Annotated in this window: 20 protein-coding genes and 1 riboswitch; of the genes, 6 read left to right on the top strand and 14 right to left on the bottom strand. The window is 63.4% G+C overall.

Going from position 1 to position 19,879, the window contains the following annotated elements:
- Nucleotides 1-22: 22 nt before the first annotated feature.
- The 5 genes from EN851_RS24050 to EN851_RS24030 all read right to left on the bottom strand — a co-directional run bounded on the left by EN851_RS24050 (nucleotide 23) and on the right by EN851_RS24030 (nucleotide 4,852).
- On the bottom strand, nucleotides 23-775 hold the full coding sequence (locus EN851_RS24050) for a glycosyltransferase family A protein (protein ID WP_189521925.1): 753 nt from the start codon (nucleotides 773-775) through the stop codon (nucleotides 23-25).
- Nucleotides 772-1,821 (bottom strand): serine kinase, encoded by a 1,050-nt coding sequence (locus EN851_RS24045; protein WP_135930119.1) that lies wholly within the window; start codon nucleotides 1,819-1,821, stop codon nucleotides 772-774. Before EN851_RS24045 ends, EN851_RS24050 begins: the two co-directional genes overlap by 4 nt.
- Before the next feature lie 33 nt (nucleotides 1,822-1,854).
- A complete protein-coding gene (locus EN851_RS24040; RefSeq protein WP_127275662.1) occupies nucleotides 1,855-2,286 on the bottom strand; it encodes a PqqD family protein in 432 nt (143 codons plus the stop codon).
- Between the two features lie 140 nt (nucleotides 2,287-2,426).
- Nucleotides 2,427-3,527, bottom strand: coding sequence for a hybrid-cluster NAD(P)-dependent oxidoreductase (locus tag EN851_RS24035; protein WP_127275663.1), 1,101 nt, complete (start codon nucleotides 3,525-3,527; stop codon nucleotides 2,427-2,429).
- A 77-nt stretch (nucleotides 3,528-3,604) separates the two neighbouring features.
- Nucleotides 3,605-4,852, bottom strand: coding sequence for an aromatic ring-hydroxylating dioxygenase subunit alpha (locus tag EN851_RS24030; RefSeq protein ID WP_135930118.1), 1,248 nt, complete (start codon nucleotides 4,850-4,852; stop codon nucleotides 3,605-3,607).
- Between the two features lie 114 nt (nucleotides 4,853-4,966).
- Nucleotides 4,967-5,169, bottom strand: a riboswitch (cobalamin riboswitch).
- A gap of 493 nt (nucleotides 5,170-5,662) precedes the next feature.
- Here EN851_RS24030 and EN851_RS24025 point away from each other — a divergent pair.
- From EN851_RS24025 to EN851_RS24015, 3 genes are all read left to right on the top strand, one after another.
- Nucleotides 5,663-5,863: a DUF680 domain-containing protein gene (locus EN851_RS24025; protein ID WP_127275665.1), complete on the top strand. Its 201-nt coding sequence runs from the start codon at nucleotides 5,663-5,665 to the stop codon at nucleotides 5,861-5,863.
- Between the two features lie 73 nt (nucleotides 5,864-5,936).
- The gene (locus EN851_RS24020) at nucleotides 5,937-6,143 is read left to right on the top strand and encodes a DUF680 domain-containing protein (RefSeq protein ID WP_127275666.1); all 207 of its coding nucleotides are present in this window, start codon (nucleotides 5,937-5,939) and stop codon (nucleotides 6,141-6,143) included.
- A gap of 64 nt (nucleotides 6,144-6,207) precedes the next feature.
- Nucleotides 6,208-6,456, top strand: a complete 249-nt coding sequence (locus EN851_RS24015; RefSeq protein WP_135930117.1) for a DUF680 domain-containing protein — start codon at nucleotides 6,208-6,210, stop codon at nucleotides 6,454-6,456.
- 79 nt (nucleotides 6,457-6,535) lie between these two features.
- Here the strand turns inward: EN851_RS24015 and ugpC are convergent, their stop codons facing one another.
- From ugpC to EN851_RS23990, 5 genes are all read right to left on the bottom strand, one after another.
- A complete protein-coding gene (gene ugpC / locus EN851_RS24010; RefSeq protein ID WP_135930116.1) occupies nucleotides 6,536-7,648 on the bottom strand; it encodes a sn-glycerol-3-phosphate ABC transporter ATP-binding protein UgpC in 1,113 nt (370 codons plus the stop codon).
- 29 nt (nucleotides 7,649-7,677) lie between these two features.
- A complete protein-coding gene (locus EN851_RS24005) occupies nucleotides 7,678-9,342 on the bottom strand; it encodes an alpha-glucosidase (protein WP_135930115.1) in 1,665 nt (554 codons plus the stop codon).
- A 4-nt stretch (nucleotides 9,343-9,346) separates the two neighbouring features.
- Nucleotides 9,347-10,501 (bottom strand): carbohydrate ABC transporter permease, encoded by a 1,155-nt coding sequence (locus EN851_RS24000; protein WP_135930114.1) that lies wholly within the window; start codon nucleotides 10,499-10,501, stop codon nucleotides 9,347-9,349.
- A gap of 1 nt (nucleotide 10,502) precedes the next feature.
- Entirely contained in the window at nucleotides 10,503-11,516 is a 1,014-nt protein-coding gene (locus EN851_RS23995) for a sugar ABC transporter permease (RefSeq protein ID WP_135930113.1), read from the bottom strand.
- 168 nt (nucleotides 11,517-11,684) lie between these two features.
- On the bottom strand, nucleotides 11,685-13,040 hold the full coding sequence (locus EN851_RS23990; protein WP_127275672.1) for an ABC transporter substrate-binding protein: 1,356 nt from the start codon (nucleotides 13,038-13,040) through the stop codon (nucleotides 11,685-11,687).
- A gap of 366 nt (nucleotides 13,041-13,406) precedes the next feature.
- On the opposite strand from EN851_RS23990, the gene EN851_RS23985 reads away from it, so the two are divergent.
- Nucleotides 13,407-14,429, top strand: coding sequence for a substrate-binding domain-containing protein (locus EN851_RS23985; protein ID WP_135930112.1), 1,023 nt, complete (start codon nucleotides 13,407-13,409; stop codon nucleotides 14,427-14,429).
- Here the strand turns inward: EN851_RS23985 and EN851_RS23980 are convergent.
- Nucleotides 14,426-15,334, bottom strand: a complete 909-nt coding sequence (locus tag EN851_RS23980; protein WP_135917021.1) for a LysR family transcriptional regulator — start codon at nucleotides 15,332-15,334, stop codon at nucleotides 14,426-14,428. The genes EN851_RS23985 and EN851_RS23980 overlap by 4 nt on opposite strands.
- A gap of 79 nt (nucleotides 15,335-15,413) precedes the next feature.
- Between EN851_RS23980 and EN851_RS23975 the strand changes: the two genes are divergently transcribed.
- Both EN851_RS23975 and EN851_RS23970 read left to right on the top strand, forming a co-directional pair.
- Nucleotides 15,414-16,232 carry a class I SAM-dependent methyltransferase gene (locus tag EN851_RS23975; RefSeq protein ID WP_135930111.1) on the top strand — a complete coding sequence of 273 codons (819 nt, stop codon included), beginning with the start codon at nucleotides 15,414-15,416 and terminating at the stop codon, nucleotides 16,230-16,232.
- Nucleotides 16,233-16,255: 23 nt separating this feature from the next.
- Nucleotides 16,256-16,750 (top strand): hypothetical protein, encoded by a 495-nt coding sequence (locus EN851_RS23970; protein WP_135930110.1) that lies wholly within the window; start codon nucleotides 16,256-16,258, stop codon nucleotides 16,748-16,750.
- 11 nt (nucleotides 16,751-16,761) lie between these two features.
- On the opposite strand, the gene EN851_RS23965 is transcribed toward EN851_RS23970, so the two are convergent.
- The 3 genes from EN851_RS23965 to EN851_RS23955 all read right to left on the bottom strand — a co-directional run bounded on the left by EN851_RS23965 (nucleotide 16,762) and on the right by EN851_RS23955 (nucleotide 19,542).
- Nucleotides 16,762-18,150 carry a S8 family serine peptidase gene (locus tag EN851_RS23965; protein ID WP_135930109.1) on the bottom strand — a complete coding sequence of 463 codons (1,389 nt, stop codon included), beginning with the start codon at nucleotides 18,148-18,150 and terminating at the stop codon, nucleotides 16,762-16,764.
- A gap of 160 nt (nucleotides 18,151-18,310) precedes the next feature.
- Complete coding sequence (locus tag EN851_RS23960; RefSeq protein WP_135917016.1) at nucleotides 18,311-18,979, bottom strand: anti-sigma factor; 669 nt, start codon at nucleotides 18,977-18,979, stop codon at nucleotides 18,311-18,313.
- Nucleotides 18,976-19,542 carry a sigma-70 family RNA polymerase sigma factor gene (locus EN851_RS23955; protein WP_127275725.1) on the bottom strand — a complete coding sequence of 189 codons (567 nt, stop codon included), beginning with the start codon at nucleotides 19,540-19,542 and terminating at the stop codon, nucleotides 18,976-18,978. The genes EN851_RS23960 and EN851_RS23955 overlap by 4 nt, the downstream gene beginning before the upstream one ends.
- Nucleotides 19,543-19,879: the final 337 nt, after the last annotated feature.

Raw genomic sequence — 19,879 nt, 5'->3', positions numbered from 1 at the left:
TTTGATCGCGAGATATCCCGCATCAAAACACCCGCCAGTCGGGCGTGCTCTTGAGCTCGAAAATGCCTGGAATCTCACGCAGGGACGGGTTCGCCCGGCGTCGCCGGATCAATTTGTGGATCGCCCGCATGTGGTCGCGGAGCCGGGCCTCGCGCTTGCGGGTGATATTGCCGGCGTGGCGCCTGTAGTAGATCGCGACGGTCTCCAGAAGACGGTAATTCGGACCCGTTTCGAAGATACGCAGCAGATAGTCAGTGTCCTCGCACTGGTCGAATTCCTCGTCGAAACAGCCTATGCGATCGACAAGCGCCCGGCTGAACAGTCCGGTGCTCATTGAAATGCCGCGCAGCGTTACAGTGCGGCTGCCCGCTACCGGCTCCATCGTGTCATCGTCTATCTGCTCGGCCAGGGTCATCAGGGAGTAGGTCAGGTCAAGGCCCGGGTCGGCCTCGTAGCAAGCCAGATCCGCCTTGAAGCGCCCGGCAAGCGAGATGTCGTCGGAATCGAGGAACGACACAAATCCGGCATCCGGCGGCAACTGTCTCAGCCCGGCATTGCGCGCCCTCGCGACACCCATATTGGGTTGCAGAAACAGGCGGATGCAGGGCGCCTCGCGCATCGTCGACCGTACGGCCTCCACCGAGGCGTCCGTGGAGCCATCGTCGATGACGATGATGTCGAAGTCGGCGTCAGCGCGCTGCCTGATCAACGAGCGCAGCGCCGGGACGACGTAGCGCTCGCGATTGTACACAGGCATGATCACGCTGAGCTTCACCGGGCGCCTCGTGTCAGGACGTCCTCGATCGTGCCGGCGATCTCCGCCGGGTCGGTGCCGAGGGACAAACGAAAGCACGGCAGGCGGCGCGTCAATTCGCTGAAGAAGCGAAAGCCGCTTTCGCGTTCGCCCGGCATCTGTGCGATGCCGGACGGCGCCAAGGCAATCATGGCATCCCTGCGCGACACCGGCATGATCGAACTTGCTCCGCCACCGCTAATATGTGACACCATCAGCGCAACGATGTCCAGCATCGCGGGCACCGGCCTGGGCGCGATGTCATCGACGTGAAACATGTGCTTGCCCTGCCAGTTCAGCGGGCCTTGCGCCGTTAGCCGCTTTTGCAGGCCCAGCCGCGTGAAACCTTGCGCGTCCTGCTTCAAGGTCGAGAAAAGGGGCCGCGCGGTCACGCCTCCGGCGAGATCGATCAGCACATAGTCGTCGCCGACACTGTCTAGTCCGTTGAGCAGGCCGGCGGCGACGGTGCCGGATTTCCCGGCTCCACCCGAGCCGGCAAGGAGGATACCCTTGCCATCGATGCCGAGCGTGCCGGCATGGGTCAGCCGCATGCCGCGTGCGGCATATTCCCAATGCAGGAAGGCGCGCACCGGTGCCCCCGGCTCCCAAGGCGGAAAGGCATCGGCCGAGGCCATCAGCTGTACGCCAACGCAACGTTGCGGATCGTAGATCTGCCAGAAATCTAGATCGTGGAAATAGTGGCCGCGTAACCCGGCTTCGGCGAGCCGTTTGGCAAAGCCGTGCTCGGTGAAATGCGCGTCGCCCCATCGCGCCGGCTCCGGGATGCCGTCGATGCCGGGATGAGCGATGAAGATGCGGCAGGTGGACGGTTCCGGCTGATCGTGAGCGGCCTCGACAAATGCATGGCTCAGGGCGTCGGCGAGCACACCGTGACCCAGATGCACGGCCAGTTCCAGCCCGGGCAGCCGAACCCGCCGGATGGTCGGATAGCGCGAGGCAGCGCCTTCAGCGGAGGCGATGAGATACCGGGCGTAGTCCGGCAGAGTTTCGAGCGTGACGCGCGGCATCAAGCGCCTTCCATCACGGCTGCGGCCGGCCGATCAGGAAGCCTGCTTGACCGCCGGCCAGCCAAGGGGTTCCTCGACCTCATGGATGGGATCAACGACGATCAGGTCCGCGAGGTCGTCGTGGATGCTGACATTGAGCGGCTCGCTGGTGGCGGCAAGCTCGGCTTGCAATTCGCCCGGCAGTGGCTGCGCCGCCGCTTCCGAACGCACCAGCAAACCCAGTTCGAGCAGCTGCGATATGAAGTGTTCGAGTTCGGCCTGGCTTATTGTCGAGCCGCCCGCGGCCAGCCCGATCAGAGCCTGGGCGTCCGCTCCGGACGAAAGCACCTGCCACGCCTTGCTGCCGGAATCGGAGAAGCCGAAATATTTGCCATTGGCAAGGTTGAGCACCACGGCCTCGCCATCGAAGGATTCGAAAACGATATCCCGGCTCGCAACCGCATAGGCATGGGATTCATGCTTCATTGTTGCCCCGCTTTACATCCCTGCCCGCCAGCAGGACCGCTTCCACCGACAACGCCTGTAGACTTTCGGTCGTTCCTTGGCAAGGTAACCTTTGCCGGCAAGGCGCCGACATTTCCGGGATCAGTCGAAGGACGGGCGGATCAAGCCTCGATTTCCAGCGCCGACAATGGCTTGGAACAACAGGCCAGGATGAAGCCGTCGTCGATCTCATGATCGAGGATGCCGCCATTGTGGCTCATCTCGACGCTGCCGGAGACTTTCTTCACCTTGCAAGTTCCGCACAGGCCGAATTCGCAGGCCGCCGGTATCCGCACGCCCGAGGCGCGCGCGGTCTGCAGCACGGTCTGGCCGGCGACGCAGTCGGCGTCGACATCCGAAAGCGCGAAGCGGATCGGCGTCGCGGCTTCGACGGAAATTGCCGCGCCGTCTTCAGCCGGCGCGGCAAACGGTGCCGGGACTTCGTCCACGGTCGGCGCGGCAAAGCTTTCCTGATGGTACTTTGCCATGTCGAAGCCGGCGGCTTCGAGCATGCCGCGCACGGCGCGCATGAAGGGATCGGGCCCACAGCAGAAGATTTCGCGTTCGCGGAAATCGGGTGCCAGGAGCGGCAGCCGGATGGCGTCGATGCGGCCCATATGGCCGTACCAGCCCTCGCGGCTCGACCGCTCCTCGATCATGAAGCCGAGCGACAGGCCAGGCATATGGCCGCCGAGCAGTTCGAGTTCCTTGCGGAAGATGATTTCTTCCGGGCGCCGCGCGCAGTTGACGAAACCGACATCGGTCCATGGCGCACAGTCGTTCAGCCAGCGCAGCATCGACATCATCGGCGTCACGCCGGAGCCGGCCGAGACGAACAGATATTTCGCCGCCGGATGGCTGTGCAGTGAAAAGTCGCCGCCCGGTCCATAGGCCTTGACGTGCGAGCCGGGCGCCAGGTGATCGAACATCCAGCGTGTGCCGATGCTGCCCGCCTGCGCCTTCACCGTCACCGCGATCGAGAACGGCCGCGACGGCGACGACGACAGCGTGTAGGTGCGCATCAGCGGCCCATCCGGCGTCGGCAGTTCCAGCGTCACGAACTGGCCCGGCTTGTAGCGGAACCAGGTCTGGTTGTCGGACCGGAAGGTGAAGGTCTTGACGTCGGGCGCCTCGTCGCTGACACCGGTCACTTCCAGCACCTGCAGCCTGTCGTTCCAGGGCGCCATCTGGTCGAGATGGCGATAGAGGCCAAGGTCGGTCATCGCATTCATCCCTGCATACCTTTCATTTTGCGGATGTCGTGATCCCAAAACCGCTGCACACTTTTGGGTGACATGCGCTAGGCGACGCTGCGCAGCGCCGGCCGCCCGCCTTCGGCCAGGCGCGGACCGATGAAGCGGGCATACCAGTCGACGAACTGGATGACGCCGCCTTCATGCAGCTCCGAATACGGGCCGGGTTCATAGGCCGGCGACAGGATACCGAAAGCGTTCTCCTCGACGATGCGGCGATCCTGGTCGTTGGTCTCGGTCCAGACATGGGTGAGTTCGGCGAGATCGTAGTCGACACCCTCGACGGCGTCCTTGTGCACCAACCACTTCGTCGTCACCGCCGTTTCGGTGGCGCTGACCGGCAGCACGCGGAAGGTGACGGCATGATCCACGAGGATGTGGTTCCAGGTCGTCGGGTAGTGATAGTGCATCAGCGTGCCGATGCGGTCGGCCGAAACGCTGTCGGACAGGTCCTTCCTCACCGCCCGCTTGCCGGTCATCGTGTAGCTCTGGGCGTCGCGCAGCAGCGGCGCGCGGGTGGCGCGGTATTGCCCGGCCGGGTCGATGCGGAATTTGCTGGGCAGGCCAACAGCTTCGCACTTCGCCCAGTGCGCCAGCATCTCCGGATCGCTGTCGGCGCCTTGCACGCCGGTCACGGTCGGTGCTTCCGGGAAGGTCTTGCACAGTTCGGGATGATTGCCCGCGCAATGATAGCATTCGCGGTTGTTTTCCCAGACCAGCTTCCAATTGCCCTTCTCGATGATCGTGCTCTCGAAGGCGATCTTGGCCTCGCTCAGCCGGTGCGGCTTGAGATAGGGCTCGATCATCGCCCGCATCGGCGCGAAGTCGGCCGGCTCCTTGGCCAGGCAGATGAAGACATAGCCGGCGACGCTTTCGCAGGCGACCGGCTTCAGCCCGAACTGGCTCTTGTCGAACCCCTCGGCCATCTGGCGGGCGAACAGCAGGCGCCCGTCCAGCTCATAGGTCCACTGGTGATAGGGACAGACCAGTTTGGCGGCCATGCCCTTGTCGCTGTTGCAGACGCGGCTGCCGCGATGGCGGCAGGAATTGTGGAAGGCGTTGATCTTGCCCTGCTGATCGCGCACCAGCACGATAGGATAGTCGCCGACCTGCACGGTGATGAAGCTGCCCGGCTTGGGCAATTCGCAATCATGGCCGATGAACAGCCAGTCGCGATACCAGATCAGCTCCATGTCGAGCTTGAAGTAGTCCGGGTCGGTGTAAAAAGGCTGTTCCAGCGAAAAGCCTTGTCTGCGGCTGTTCAAGAGCCTCAGCATGTCGTTGCGCGCGTCCATGTCCTGTCCTCATTTTCAAGGACTGAACTGGTGGTGATTGAGGAAGGACTGGACGCAGATCGGCGCAAAGCCGGACAAACACCATCCGCCTCTTGACCGCCCACCGCGATCAGTCGAGTTCTAGCCATCTCGGGCTGGTTTCCGGGCTCTGGAGTCGTCCTTACGGACCATCGCGACACCTTCCCAGGCTTACGCCCAGTGGTCTCCCGTTGCGACTTGAACTCCACCACCGTTGCGGGGGCAGCGCCGGAATCTGACCGGCTTCCCAATTCTCCGCTCCGTCGTCACGCAGCGGCACCTGAGATGCCTGATCTAATCACGGCAGGGTTTGCGACATCGGCATGAAAGCGACATCGCATCCATGCGGCGCGACACGCATGCTGGAACGTCGTGACAGGGGTCGCATCATCAAATTGCCTTCTGTCGCCAGGCGCGCCGGCACCGTTTTTCGACCCCTTTGCCGGGGGCGAAAAGGTTAACAGTTTCGAAAAGTGACTATTAGCAGATTCTAAAATCGAACCGAACGGTTCGTTTCTGTTGACGGTGCGTGCAGGACGGTGTGAACGCCGAGCCTCCGATACAGTTGGTGATCGGGGTGCCATTTTTAGCTAACTGATTGATATAACGACAGAAAATAACAGATGTGGAAATCACTGGCACAATTTCAAGTGGTAGGGTCATGGTCCACGCTGAACAACTTCGTGATTGGAAACAGCAGAGGTGCTCTCCCACATCGGGGCGGTCCGAACGACGCGATTTTAATCCCAAGACACGCCGCTAGACGGACGGAAAAATACTGGAGTACCCAAAATGAAAAAGATTGTTCTCACTGCCGCCGCCCTTCTGGCCATTTCCGGCAGCGCCTTCGCTGGTAGCGACCATTACGGTTCGAACGCCGCCACCCCCGCTGCCACTGTCGACAGCTCGTACACCGCTTCGACCAGCAAGTCGGAGCCGGCTGCTCAGACGCCTGCCCAGGGCGCCGACCACAATCTCTTCGGCAACAACTAACAGCCGATCCCCGGCTTGCGGCGGGGCGACCCTGCCGCGCGGGGTGGATGCCACAAATTCAGGAGTACCTAAAATGAACAAGATCCTCATTGCCGCCGCCGCCGTCCTGGCCCTCTCCGGCAGCGCCTTTGCCGGCAGCGACAACTACGGTTCGAGCGGTGCCAACCAGGCGGCTGTCACGTCGACCGACAACGCGAACACCGCATCGATCGGCAAGTCGGCTCCGGCCACCGAGGCGCCTGCCCGGCCGGGTAGCGATCGCAACCTCTTCGGCCGTTGACGCCTGTTGCGAGTGGCGGGCTCGCTCGCCACTCGTGGAATTCAAGACGTTAGGAGTATTGGAAATGAACAAGATCCTCATTGCTGCCGCCGCCGTTCTGGCCCTCTCCGGCAGCACTTTCGCCGGCAGTGACAACTATGGCTCCAATGGCGCCAATCAGCCCACTGCATCGTCGACCGTCAATGTCGATACGTCGCATACGGGTTCGGTCCGCAACAGCGACTCACCCATCTACAAGCTGCTCAACTCGTCCGGCGACGTGCAGAAGTCCGCCCCTCACGGCGCAGACCGCAATCTCTTCGGCAACAACTAACCAGCCGTCGTGATGTATAAAAAGAGAGCGGCGGGCCAGCCCGCTGCTCTCTTTTTGCGTTGTCGAGACATGGCTGGCCTCAGGCGGCTTTTGCTTCCGCTTCGTGCAGCGCGAACGACCGTCCATCCGCATCGAAGATATGAAGGTCGCCGGCATTGGCGGTCAACTGTAGCGTCGAGCCGCGCTTGATCTCGACATTGCCCGGCAGCTTGGTCACCAGCGGCAGGTCGGCACGGCCGATGTCGATATAGACCAACTGAACCTCGCCGAGTTGCTCGACATAATCGACCGTCCCCTCGAACAGATAGTCCGCACCACTGGCGATCGCGAGATCTTCCGGCCGCACGCCGAAGCTGACCGCCGCTCCCTTTGCCGAAGCAGGCGTCGCGATCGGCACCGTCGCCTTGCGGCCGCCGACATGGCTGATGATGGTCGGATTGCCCGTCTTGTCGACCGTGGCCGGCAGGACGTTCATGGCCGGCGAGCCGATGAACTGGGCGACGAATAGGTTGCCGGGGTTCTTGTAGAGCTCCATGGGCGTGCCGACCTGCTCGATGTGGCCATCCTTTAGCACCACGATGCGGTCGGCCAGCGTCATCGCCTCGACCTGGTCGTGCGTGACATAGATCATGGTCGTGTTGGGCATCGATTCCTTGAGCTTGGCGATCTCGATACGCGTGGCGACGCGCAGTGCCGCGTCAAGGTTCGACAGCGGTTCGTCGAACAGGAACACTTTTGGATTGCGCACGATGGCGCGGCCGATGGCGACACGCTGACGCTGGCCGCCCGACATCGCCTTGGGCAGGCGGTCGAGATATTTGGTCAGCTGCAGGATTTCGGCGGCCTGCCGCACCCGTTTGTCGATCTCGGCTTTGCTTTCCTTGCCGATCTTCATCGAGAAGGCCATGTTGTCGTAGACTGTCATGTGCGGATAGAGCGCGTAGGACTGGAACACCATGGCGATGCCGCGCTTCGATGGCGGCACGTCGTTGACCACCTGGCCGTCGATCTTGAGTTCGCCCGAGGTGATTTCCTCAAGCCCGGCGATCGAGCGCAGCAAGGTCGACTTGCCGCAGCCCGACGGGCCGACGAAGACGATGAATTCGCCCGATTTGATGTCGAGGTCGATGCCGTGGAGAATGTTGAGATTGCCGTAGGACTTCTTCACTTGTCTCAAATTGACATCGGCCATTGATTTCCTCCCAGTGGTTCCTCAGATGTTCAGCCTATGCGCCCGAACCAGACGCCGTAACCGCCGAGTTCGACCGTACCGGTGCTTGCCTGCCCGGAAAATCCGTGTCCCGCCAAAGGTTGCAGGGTTCGGTTGCCGAGGTCAACCTTCGCCGGCGCGGCGCCCAGATTGAAGACGCAGACGATCTCCTCATTGCCCGCCCGGCGGGTGAAGGCGACGGTGTCGCCCTGGCTTTCGATGAAGCTGATGTCGCCCTTGGCCAGCGCCGGATTGGCACGGCGGAAGGCGAGAAAGCGCCGGTAATGCTCAAGCAGGGAGGTTTCGTCACCCTGCTGCACGTTGACCGCCTGTGACAGGTGCTTGGCCGGCACCGGCAGCCAGGGCTTTGCCTGGGAGAAGCCGCCATTGCTGGCGCCGCCATCCCACACCATGGGCGTGCGGCAGCCGTCGCGGCCCTTGAATTCCGGCCAGAAGCGGATTCCGTAGGGGTCCTGCAGGTCCTCGAAGCGCAGGTCGGCCTCTCCGAGCCCGAGTTCTTCGCCCTGGTAGATGCAGACCGAGCCGCGCAGCGACATCAGCAGCGCCGAGATGACCTTGAGATAGGCGGTCGGGTCTGCTTCGTCGGCGGCCCAGCGCGAGGCCGGGCGCATCACGTCATGGTTGGAAAACGCCCAGCACGACCAGCCGTCGCTGGCCACCTTGCCAAAAGCCTCCAGCACCGAGCGGACCTTGGCGGCGCTGATTTTTTCCGGCGCCAGGAAGTCGAAGGAATAGCACATATGCACGCGCTTGCCGCCCGCGGTATAGGCGGCGACCACGTCCAGCCCGCGCTGCGAATCGCCAACTTCGCCGACCGCGGCGGTCGCCGGATACTCGTCGAGCAGCGCCCGGAAGCGCTCGAGGAAGGCGAGGTTCTCCGGCCGGCTCTTGTCGTAGATATGGTCCTGGTAGTTGTAGGGGTTGACCGCCGGTGCGGTCTGGTCGTTGCGCTCTTCCGGTGGCAGCGGCGGGTTGTTTTCCAGCCCCTGGCTGTGGAAGTAGAAATTGATGGTGTCGAGGCGGAAACCGTCGACGCCGCGCTCCAGCCAGAAGCGGGTGACGTCGAGCAGCGCGTCCTGGACTTGCGCGTTGTGGAAGTTGAGGTCGGGCTGCTCGGCCAGGAAATTGTGCAGGTAGTATTGCTGGCGACTGGTGTCCCATTGCCAGGCCGAGCCGCCGAAGATCGACAGCCAGTTGTTGGGCGGCGTACCGTCGGGCCTTGCGTCCGCCCAGACATACCAGTCGGCCTTCGGATTGACGCGGCTCGAGCGGCTTTCCTTGAACCAGGGATGGATGTCGGCGGTATGCGACAGCACCTCGTCGATCATCACCTTGAGACCGAGCCGGTGCGCCTCCGCCGTCAGGGCGTCGAAATCCGCCAGCGTGCCGAACATCGGGTCGACGTCGCAGTAATCCGAGACGTCGTAGCCGAAATCCTTCATTGGCGATTTGAAGAAAGGCGAGATCCAGATGGCATCCGCGCCAAGGGCGGCAATGTAGGGCAGTCTGCCGATGATGCCTTTGAGGTCGCCAATGCCGTCGCCATTGGAGTCCTGATAGCTGCGTGGATAGATCTGATAGATCACCGCGCCCCGCCACCAGTCGCGGTCGATGGCGGGGTCTGGTTTCGAAGTCGCCTTCAAAGCCGATTGCATTGTCTCAACCTCCTTTCACCGAGCCGGCCAGCAGCCCGCGGACGAAATAGCGCTGCAGCGAGAAGAAGACGATCAGCGGCACGATGATGGTGATGAAGGCCGATGTCGTCAGGATCTCCCAGTTGCCGCCGCGCGAGCCGAGCAGCGCATTGAGCTTGGCCGTCAGCACGATCTGATCGGGCGCCGTTCCGAGGAAAACCATTGCCACCAGCAGATCGTTCCATACCCAGAGGAATTGGAAGATGGCGAAGGAGGCAAGCACCGGGAAGGACAGCGGCAGCACGATCTTGACGAAGATCTCGAAATCGCTGGCACCGTCGATGCGGGCCGATTCCATGATCTCGCGCGGCAGGCCGGCGATATAGCTGCGCAACAGGTAGATGGCGAAGGGCAGGCCGAAGCCGGTATGCGCCAGCCAGATGCCGAGATAGGTCTTGGACGGCACGCCGAAGAAAGTGCCGACGCCGTTGTAGAGCCTGAGCAGCGGGATCAGCGACATCTGCAGCGGCACCACCAGGAGGCCGATGATGACCGCTATCAGCAAGGCGCGTCCGGGAAACCGCATCCAGGCCAGCGCGTAGGCGGCAAAGGCCGCGATCAGGATCGGGATCACGGTCGCCGGGATGGTGACCGTCAGCGAATTCATGAAGGAGCGGCCGATGCCTTCGGAGAACAGCACGGTTTGGTAGTTGTCGGTGGTGAATTTCGGCGGCGCCGACGAGGCGTAGTAGACGCGCTGGCCGCGATCGCCTTCGAAGGCCTTGGGCGAGGTGAGCACGAAACCGCCATCTGCATTTACCTGCAAGGTGACGCCGTCGCCGAGATCAGCCGCTGTGCCGGCCTTGTATTGCGTCGGCGCCGCCGCCTTGACGCCAAAGGCGCTGATGTCGCGCTTGGCGCCGTCGCCGAAGACATTGCCTTCGATGACATACTTGCCATCCTTTTGCGTCTGCGCCGAGGCGGCCGGCAGCCGCCCGGCCTCGGTCTGGCTGGAACTGGCGAACGAATTCCACCAGCCCGAGGCGACGATCTGGTCCTTGTCGCGCAGCGACGAGACGAGGATGCCGAGCGTGGGGATGGTCCAGATCGCCACGAAGACCAGCACCGCGATATGGACGCCGAAACGGCTTGCGAAGGAATTTCCGGTCGCGACGGCCATATCAATGCCCTCCCGTCTCTTTGTTGGCCTGGCGGATGTTCCAGACCATGATCGGAATGACGGCGATCATGATGATGATGGCAATGGTCGCGCCGCGGCCGAAGTCGCCGCCGCCGCGGAACATCCAGTCGAACATCAGATTGGCCAGCACCTGGCTGTTCCATTGGCCGTTGGTCATCGTCAAGACGATGTCGAACACTTTCAGCACCAGGATGGTGATGGTGGTCCACACCACCGCGATGGTGCCCCAGATCTGCGGCACCATGATCTTCCAGAAGATCTGGAACGGGTTGGCGCCGTCTATGACCGCGGCTTCCAGCGTTTCTTCGGGGATGCCGCGCAGCGCGGAGGACAGGATGACCATGGCGAAACCGGTCTGGATCCAGATCAGGATGATCATCAGGAAGAAGTTGTTCCAGAACGGCAGCGATATCCAGACCTGCGGCTGGCCGCCGAAATGCTGGATGATGGCGTTGAGCAGGCCGATCTGGATCTGGCCGTCGCCTCGATATTCGTAGATGAACTTCCAGATCACGCTGGCGCCGACGAAGGAGATGGCCAGCGGCAGGAAGATCAGGCTCTTGGCGATCGTGCCCCACCATATCTTGTCGGTGAGCACGGCGATGATCAGGCCGAGGAAGGTGCAGGCCGCCGGCACCACCGCCAGCCACAGGATGTTGTTCAGGATCGCGTTTCGCAGATCCGGATCGCGCAGCGCCCATTCGTAGTTGGCGAACCCCACGAAACTCGTGCCGCCGCGGTCGAAGAAAGACAGCCACAGCGTCGCGATCACCGGATAGATCAGGTAGATGGTCAGGATGATCAGCGCCGGACCCACGAACAGCCAGGGCCGCACCAATCCCTGCCGGCGCAGATTGTTGACGGCGGCCGTCCCGGACACCCCGCGCGAGGGGAAGATCAAATCGAGCAGTTTGTTGGCGCCCCAGAAATAGGCGACGCAGCCGCCGACGCCGATGATGATGACGAATATTGCCGAGAAAATCTGAGTCGCCATGGGTCCCTCTCCCTGCGCATGACCGGCCAGCGATGCTGGCGATCGGATGCACCGACTTTCAGTTATTCGGAACAATCGAAACGTGAAGGCTTCCGGCGAGCACCGCCGGTCGGATCCGGGCCGTGGCCCGGATCCAGCAGGAGGATTGGAATGTGTTAGGTCGCCCCGCTATTTGATAGCGTCCCAGCTCTTCTGGATGTCGGTGGCGACGTCCTGGGCGGACTTGCCGCCGACCAGGTCGATCATGCCGGTCCAGAACGAGCCGGCACCGACCTTGCCGGGCATCAGGTCAGAGCCGTCGAAGCGTACCGTCGTGGCGCCGACCAGGATCTCGCCCTGCTTCTTCAGCGCATCGCTGCCATAGGCGTCCTTGTTGGCTCCCTTGAAGGGGGTGACGAAGCTCTTCTGCGCCATCCACAATTCATGCGCGAGCGGCATCTGCAGGAATTTGATGAATTCGCGCGACGCCTTGGAATCCTTGGTGATCATCACCAGCGTTCCGGCCACTTCCAGCGGCGTTCCCAGTTCCGGCTTGGAGGCGTAAGGCGGGTAGGGGAAGAAGTCCGCATCCTGGCCGAGCTTCACGCCCTCCGGGAAGAAGGAGGGGATGAACGATGCCTGATGGTGCATGTAGCACTTCGGCGGCACGGTAAAGAGTCCCTTCGGGCTGTCGCGGAAGTCGGTCGCCGCGACTGCCTTGGCGCCGCCGTCCACCATCTTGTCGTCGGTGGCGATCTTGCCGAAGATGTCGATGGCGTTGACCACCGCCGGATCGGTGAACGGGATCTCGTTCTTCACCCACTTGTCGTAGACTTCGGGCGGCTGCGTGCGCAGCATGATGTCCTCGACCCAGTCGGTCGCCGGCCAGCCCGTCGCGCCGCCCGAACCAAGCCCGATGCACCACGGCTTGCCGCCATCGGCGATGATCTTCTTTTCGAGCTCCGCCAGTTCTTCCTGCGTCTTCGGCACCTTGTAGCCGGCTTCCTCGAAATTGTCGGGCGAGTACCAGACCAGCCCCTTCACGTCGATCTTGTAGGGAAAGGCATAGAAGCCCGGCTTGCCGTCCTTGCCATTGTAGGTGCCGAGCTTGGCCCAGGAGTCGCCGGCGGCGTAATTCTCCTTGACCCAGGCCGCGACGTCGTCGCCCAGCGGGGTCAAGACGCCCTTGGAAGCAAGGTCCTGGATGAGGCCCGGCTGCGGCAGCACGGCGATGTTGGGCGGGCTGCCGGCCTGGGTGTCGATGACGATCTGCTGCTCGTAATTCTCGGACGAGGAATATTTGACCTCCGCGCCGGTGGCTTCGGAGAAATAATCGAGTACCGACCGCACAAGCGTCTCGTCCTCGCCACGCCACGGTCCGAAGATCGACAGAGTCTCGCCCTTGAGGTCGACTTTCTTGAGATCTTCGTAATTCGCCCAGTTGAAGCGCTTGTCCTCGCCCGGCTTGAACTTCAGTTCGGCATGCGCGGGCGCGCTCAGGGCGAATGCGGCAGACGCAACACCCAGCAAAAGCATTTTCTTCATCGGTATTCCTCCCAGTGGGTCACACACTCACCGGACGGAACCTCCATTCCGCCCGCCGACGCCGCAGGACTGTGACTCAGTCGCAAGGGAACCGCAACCTTTCGAAGAGTCTTCCAAAGCGCTTTGGCTTCGCCGATCTCGCCATTGAATCGATCAGGAGTCAAGAGGGCCCGCGGACTAATCGATTTAATTGCCAGCAGCCAGGGCTCGAAAAAGTGCGTAGAAACATGCTTTTTTGGCAATGCAACAGCAATTCTTGTTTCAAACCCAACCCCGGCACGCTTATGGTCTCTGCGATATGGCCGCGTCGCGGACGGTGGTTGGGTCGATTCAATCTAAAAGCGCTTTGAGTCGGGGAGGCCTCTCGTGAACCTCAAGCAACTTGCGCATATGCTGGCGCTTTCGCAGACCACGGTTAGCCGGGCGCTGAACGGCTACCCCGAAGTCAACGAGGAAACCCGCAGGCGCGTCATGGACGCCGCCAAGCGCCACGGCTATCGCCCCAATCCGAGCGCGCGCCGGCTGGCCACGGGCAAGTCCGGAATGATCGGCTATGTGCTGCCGACGGGTGCGGCCGTCGACATCGACCCGCACTTCGTCGAATTTCTGTCCGGCCTGGGCGACTATGCCCGCTCGCACGAACTCGACCTCGTGTTGTCGCCGGCTGATGCCGACGATCAGGAGACGACCTACCGGCGTATCGTCGCCAACCGGCAGGTCGACGCCGTCTACATCTCTTCGCCCAGGCCCGCCGACCGGCGCGTGGCGCTGGTCAACACGCTCGGCATTCCTTTCATCGTCCATGGCCGCAGCGAGGGTTTCGATTTCGACTATCCCTATCTCGACATCGACAATGAAGGCGCTTTCCACGAGGCGGCCCGGCTGCTCGTCCAGCTCGGCCACCGGCGGCTGGCGCTGATCAACGGCGATGACAGGGAAACCTTCGCCATTCACCGCGAGCGCGGCCTGCGCCGGGCGCTGGCCGCGAGCGGCCTGACATTGGGCGATCGCCATGTCTGCTCCGTCGTCATGACCGAGGAGAATGGCTATCGCGCTGCCCGGCGCCTGCTCGAACAGGACGGCGCGCCGACGGCAATCGTCTGCTCCAGCCTGATCATGGCGCTCGGCGTCGTGCGCGCGGTGCGTGATCTCGGGCTCAGCATTCCCGGCGACGTCTCGCTGATTGCCCATGACGACGTCTTTCCCTGGCTGAAGCCGGAGAATTTTTCCGTGCCGCTGTCCACGACGCGCTCGTCGATCCGGCTGGCCGGCGCACGCATTGCCGAGCGGCTGGCGGCACGCATATCGGGGCTGGAGGAGGGCGCCCGCGGCGAGGTCTGGCCGGTCGACCTGGTGGTGCGGGGGTCCGTGGCTGGCGCGCCTGCCTAGCCCGCGGATTTGAGATGATCGATGAAGGCGCGCAGCTTCGGCAGGACCTGGCGCTTGCCGGGATGATAGAGGAAGACACCCGGCGTCGTCGCCGAGAGGCCCTCTAGAACGGGCTTTAGTTTTCCCTGGGCAATCGGACCCTCGGCAATGGGTCGAGGCGTTTGCGCCAATCCAACGCCTTGCATCGCGGCCCCCAGCAACGTCGGATAGTCATGCGCGATCAGCGGGCCCGAGACGATCGCCTCGATCGTTTCGTTGCCGTCGACGAAGGACCAGGGCGCGATGGCGCCGTTCGAGCGGCGCAAGCGCAAGCAGGCGTGGTGGCGGAGATCCTCGACATGCGCGGGATAGCCATTGTGCTCAAAATAGTCCGGGCTGCCGACGACGACGAAGCTGAACGGCGGCGTCAGCCGCACCGCGACCATGTCAGGCGCGACGAATTGGCCGAGGCGGATGCCGGCGTCGAACCCGCCGTTCGCGAGATCGACCATCTCGTCGCTCGCGGCGATCTCCAGCTCGATCTCGGGATAGGCTCGGCAGAACGACGCGATCATCGGCTCCAGGATCAGCGGCACGACGGCCCGGGGCACGGACAGGCGTAGCAGTCCGGTTGGCCGCTGGCCGACATCTCGGGCGGCTTCGCCGGCCGAGACGAGTTCTTCGAAGGCAGGGCCGGCGCGGTCAAGAAACCGCTGACCGGGCTCGGTCAAGCCGACGCTGCGGGTCGTGCGGACGAACAGCGCGGTGCCCAAGCGCGCTTCCAGCGCGCGCACCGCCTGGCTCACGGCGGACGGCGTCACGCCGAGATCCGCGGCGGCGCGGCGGAAGTTGCGGTGCCTGGCGACAGCCAGGAACGCCTCGACGCCCTCCAGCGCACCATGACGGACTGTGTAGTTCTGCTTCATAGGTCGTTGTGATTACAGGGGATAGTCGAATTATGGAAGCGGGCTTAGGTAGTAGGTCGAAGCACGGAGACATCTTGCAATGACCAATGAACTCGATGGGGTGCGCGACCATTATCGCGCGACCGGCCTGACTGAGCGGCTGAAGACCGTACTGGCCGCCCTTGGTCCAGCGGACCAGCTTCTCACGCCACAGCAATTGGGTACCCTCGACCAGTTTCACACGCGTGGGCTTGCTGCCACCGCCGAGCTTGCCCAATTGGCGGGGGTCGCCGCCGATATGTCGGTCCTGGACGTCGGCTCGGGCATCGGCGGGCCGGCGCGCTTTCTGGCTGCGACCTATGGCTGCCGGGTTACTGGCGTGGACCTCAGCGCGCCTTTCGTGGAAGCCGCACGCTATCTGACCGAACGCACGGGACAGAGCGGGCAGCTGTCGTTCCAGACTGCCAATGCCCTGGAGCTTCCGTTCGACGACGGCCGTTTCGACATCGTACTGCAGCAGCACGTGGCGATGAACATCTCCAACCGGGCGCGGCTCTATCACGAGACCAGGCGCATGTTGAAGTCAGGCGGCCGGTTTGCCACCTTCGACGTCGCATTGGGCAAGGGTGAACCGCACTATCCGCTCCCCTGGGCACGAATGCCGGCGACGAGCTTCCTCCTGACAGCCGACGCGACGCGCGCGGCGATCGAAGCGGCCGGCTTCCGCGTGCTCGCATGGCAAGACGACACTGAGGCCGCCAGAGCCTGGTTCGCGCAACTGCGCGCATCGGGGCCGCCGCCTTCGCCAAATCTCGGCGTGGTGATGGGGCCGGACTTCGCCGAGCTTACGACCAACCTGGGTCGAAATCTCATGCAGGGCCGGCTCGGCATCCTGACCGCGGTGTTCGAAGCAGTGTGAACCGGCTGTCGGGAAGACCTCAGATGTCCACGGAAGTCCTATTTCAAACCCATCTCGCTCTGGGCTATGTCGCATGGCTGCTTTGCTTCGGCGCGTATATCTGGCCCTGGCTCCGGCAAATGGACCCGGTCGCAGCACAACGCGCCATCGCCACCCTGCACAGCTTCCGCTTCTTCGGCCTCGTCTTCATCCTCCCGGGCGTCGTGGGTTCCAACTTGCCTGCCGGCTTCGCCGCATTCGCCGCCTACGGCGACTTCGCAACAGGGGTGCTGGCCATGCTGGCATTGCTCACGGTGCGGATACCTCGGCTCTTCTGGCCGTTCGTCGTCGCCTTCAACCTTTTCGGGATGGTCGATCTGCTAGTCGACTATTATCATGCCACGCAGCTCGGCCTTCCCGCACACGCGGAACAATTCGGCGCCACCTATGCGATCCCGATCATCTATGTGCCGCTGCTGATGATCACGCACATCGCCGCGTTCTGGTTCTTGGTCCGTCCCGGGCAACGCGCGGCCTGAGCCGTCACGGGCTACTCCTTCGCCGTCTGTGCGGCCTTGATGTCCAACAGCCCAAAGCCGAAATCATTGTCGCGGCCCTTCGGGCCAAGATCCCTGGCGGTGGCGGCCAGTGCCTTCTCGATGTCGTCGGCCGAGCGTTCGGGGGCGGCATGGATGAGGTTGGCGATGGCGCCGCTGACGATTGCCGCGGCAAACGAGGTGCCCGTGACGACGTCCGAGCCGGCCCCGCTCGGCGCCACCATCTCGACCCCCGGCGCCGAGATGAAGACATAGGCGCCGCGATTGGCCTGCGGCATCAATCCGTCCTTGGCGTCGGTGGCCGTCACCGCAATGACGCCCTCAAAGGCGGCCGGGTAGCCATAGGGCGCCTTCGGGCCGTTGTTGCCGGCCGCCGCGACCAGCACCATGCCGAGCGCGCGGGCATTGCGGCAGGCAGTACCAAGCAGGTCGTTTTTCGGGCCGACGAAGCTCATATTGATGATGCTGACATTCTGGTCCGCCGCCCAGTCGAGCGCCGACAGGATGACGTCCATGGTCGACTTGCCGCCCTCGAAGGCGCGTGCGTGGTAGATCCTGGCGCCCGGCGCCATGCCTTCCAGCGCGCCGACGCCGGCAATCAGCCCGTCGACCGAGGTGCCGTGATCGCGCTTTTCGATCGGCACGCCGGGCATCGCATCGAACTGCACGGCGATGACGCCGGCCAGAGCCGGATTGGTGTCGTCGATGCCGGTATCGATGACGGCGACACGGACGTTTTCGCCACTGGCCTGTTTGGCGTCGAGCGCGATGCGGTCGAAGGCATAGTTGACGATGCCGGCCGCCTGCTGCAGCGAATAGATATGGTTGGGCTCGCGGCGCTGCGTGCGGCCGTCGGCGGCAAGCTGCGCCAGCACGACGCCGACCGGGCGGCCGTCGGGAATGCCGAAGCGCACCAAAGTCGTGCCAAGCAGCCGGGACTGGCGCTGCGAGCGCACTTCGAGGCCGAAGGAGGCGGCGATCTGCTGCACCGCGCCGGCATCGCCATCGACGGTCACCAGCACCTCGTCGGGCACGAATTCGCCGGTCACGGCGCGCGGCGGCTGAACGGCGATGAGATCGGTCGGCGAGACGATCGCTCCGCCCGACGGCGGGCCGGCCTGGTTGCCTGCAACTGGTGCCGCGGGCTCCGGCCGTGGTGTCGGCACCGGTGCCGGGGGAGCGGTCGGGTTGGGGAAGAGGTCGACGATCAGGGCGGGCAGAAAAACGGCGCCGGCCTCTGCCGCACCCGACCCGCCCTTGGCGCCGCCGTCCTTGACGCAGTCGGCTGCCGTCGCATTGGCCTCGTCGCTACAATCGATTTTCGCCCGGTCCGGATTGGTGGCGTTGGTCTGCGCCGACGCAGGCACGGTGACGATTGCCATCGCCGCCAAAGCAATTCCAAGAAAAGTGCGTAGCGGTTTTCTCGGGAAAAGCGCAAAGCGCTTTCCCTTGGGAATTGCATCAAAACAAGAAGATAGAGCAGTCCATCGTTTTCGCGAAACGGTGAACCGCTCTCGCATTGCCGCAAATCGAATGACCGCCTTAGCCGCCATCAACGGGCTTCCTTCCCTCGATCACGGTCTCCGCGAAAGGCTGGGCTGCAATAAGGCCGCGCGCCTTCTCGTAGTCGGCGGCGGTCGTCGCCGGAATGGCGAGCCTGAAGACGCCGTCGGCGGTCGGACCACCGATGATCTTGAGCTTGTTGGTGTCGAGGAAGACGGCAATATCGGCCATCCTGGCGTCCGGCTTGAACTTGACCAGGGCGAACGGCATCTTCGCCAGATCGTCTTCAGTGCCGGCGATCTCGAAATTGCCGCCCTTGCCGCCTGGCTGCACCAGCGATTGCACCGCGATCAAGGCCAGCAGGACCGCGGCCGTCGCCCAGGCGACGCCAGCCGGCACCGCCATGAAGCGGTCCCAGGCCCGCGCCAGCCAGGACGCGCTTGCCGGCGCCCGAGTCGGCCCTGCCTCCGCGTCCAGCGCCTTGGCGAAGCGGCTGAGCGCATCGGCCGGTGGACGGATCGCCTCGTTGGCGGCGGCCGTGCCGGAGAACTCGGCTTCCGCCTCGCCAAGCGCGGCAAGTGCCGCGGGATCGTTGGCCAGCCATTCTTCGATGGCTTCCAGATCCGAACCTTCGAGCGAACCGTTCAGGTAGAACGGCAGCAACGTTTCCATTTCGTCGCGGCGCGACATCTTTTCAGCGGCGCTCATGGCCACCCCCTGTCGTAACCGGCGGCCTTCAGGGCTTCGCCGAGTTTCTTGCGGGCATAGAACATCCGGGTCTTGACGGTCGCGACCGGGATGTCGAGCACCTGCGCGATCTCGGTCACCGATTGCCCTTGATAATAGGCGAGATCGATCACCGTGCGGTGCTCCTCGGGCAGGGCGTCGATGAGGCGGCGCAACGCGGCCGCCTTGTCCTCCTTCATGGTGACGACCTCGGGCGTATCGGCGCTGTCGGGCACCGCGGCGGCGGCCTCGTCGTCGATCCAGTCTTCCTTCTTCTTGCGCAGCAGCGAGAGCGCCTTGAAGCGGGCGATGCCGAGCAGCCATGTCGAGACTTCGGAGCGCCCTTCGAAGCCCGGCGCCTGGCGCCACAGTTCGAGGAACACCTCGTTCGCGATATCGTCAGCCATCATTTCCGATCCCGTCTGGCGCGCCACGAAGCGGTAGATCCGCGCGTGGTGACGCATGAACAGGAGCCGCACGGCAGCCCGGTCGCCCTTCGCGACCCGGTCGACAAGCGCGCGATCGGTCTCCGCCGCCGCCGTCATGGCCGGTTGAGCCGCCTGGCTCCTGCCTGCTCTGTCGCCGATCGGTCCAAAAAGGTTCATCCTCCGCCAAGGAATTTTCGGAGGCTAGCTGAAGAAAGTTTGTCTTGCCAGAGCCGCGCATTTTTCCTTCTCCCCTTGTGGGAGAAGGTGTCGCCGAAGGCGACGGATGAGGGGTGTTCCAGCGGAGTGAGGCGTTGGTGTTTCCTGGAACACCCCTTGTATCTGCACGGATCTGACTTTGTGCGATGGAAGCGACTGAGCCTCGAACCGGACGGCATCCGATTCGAGGCTTGGCGAAGTCGCCCGACACCCCTGCGGCTACAACCGTGGATGAGCC

It is taken from the genome of Mesorhizobium sp. M8A.F.Ca.ET.208.01.1.1, assembly GCF_004791315.1.
In the GTDB taxonomy this organism is placed as follows: Bacteria; Pseudomonadota; Alphaproteobacteria; order Rhizobiales; family Rhizobiaceae; genus Mesorhizobium.
This window is presented reverse-complemented; position numbering and strand designations above follow the sequence as displayed.

Coding starts and splice junctions, on each gene's coding strand:
- EN851_RS24015 (WP_135930117.1), top strand. CDS start 6,208: ATGAACAAGATCCTCATTGCTGCCGCCGCCGTTCTGGCCCTCTCCGGC.
- EN851_RS24030 (WP_135930118.1), bottom strand. CDS start 4,852: ATGGACGCGCGCAACGACATGCTGAGGCTCTTGAACAGCCGCAGACAA.
- EN851_RS23975 (WP_135930111.1), top strand. CDS start 15,414: ATGACCAATGAACTCGATGGGGTGCGCGACCATTATCGCGCGACCGGC.
- EN851_RS24005 (WP_135930115.1), bottom strand. CDS start 9,342: ATGCAATCGGCTTTGAAGGCGACTTCGAAACCAGACCCCGCCATCGAC.
- EN851_RS24000 (WP_135930114.1), bottom strand. CDS start 10,501: ATGGCCGTCGCGACCGGAAATTCCTTCGCAAGCCGTTTCGGCGTCCAT.
- EN851_RS23990 (WP_127275672.1), bottom strand. CDS start 13,040: ATGAAGAAAATGCTTTTGCTGGGTGTTGCGTCTGCCGCATTCGCCCTG.
- EN851_RS24025 (WP_127275665.1), top strand. CDS start 5,663: ATGAAAAAGATTGTTCTCACTGCCGCCGCCCTTCTGGCCATTTCCGGC.
- ugpC (WP_135930116.1), bottom strand. CDS start 7,648: ATGGCCGATGTCAATTTGAGACAAGTGAAGAAGTCCTACGGCAATCTC.
- EN851_RS23960 (WP_135917016.1), bottom strand. CDS start 18,979: ATGAGCGCCGCTGAAAAGATGTCGCGCCGCGACGAAATGGAAACGTTG.
- EN851_RS24040 (WP_127275662.1), bottom strand. CDS start 2,286: ATGAAGCATGAATCCCATGCCTATGCGGTTGCGAGCCGGGATATCGTT.
- EN851_RS24020 (WP_127275666.1), top strand. CDS start 5,937: ATGAACAAGATCCTCATTGCCGCCGCCGCCGTCCTGGCCCTCTCCGGC.
- EN851_RS23955 (WP_127275725.1), bottom strand. CDS start 19,542: ATGACGGCGGCGGCGGAGACCGATCGCGCGCTTGTCGACCGGGTCGCG.
- EN851_RS23980 (WP_135917021.1), bottom strand. CDS start 15,334: ATGAAGCAGAACTACACAGTCCGTCATGGTGCGCTGGAGGGCGTCGAG.
- EN851_RS23970 (WP_135930110.1), top strand. CDS start 16,256: ATGTCCACGGAAGTCCTATTTCAAACCCATCTCGCTCTGGGCTATGTC.
- EN851_RS24035 (WP_127275663.1), bottom strand. CDS start 3,527: ATGACCGACCTTGGCCTCTATCGCCATCTCGACCAGATGGCGCCCTGG.
- EN851_RS23965 (WP_135930109.1), bottom strand. CDS start 18,150: ATGGCAATCGTCACCGTGCCTGCGTCGGCGCAGACCAACGCCACCAAT.
- EN851_RS24045 (WP_135930119.1), bottom strand. CDS start 1,821: ATGCCGCGCGTCACGCTCGAAACTCTGCCGGACTACGCCCGGTATCTC.
- EN851_RS23995 (WP_135930113.1), bottom strand. CDS start 11,516: ATGGCGACTCAGATTTTCTCGGCAATATTCGTCATCATCATCGGCGTC.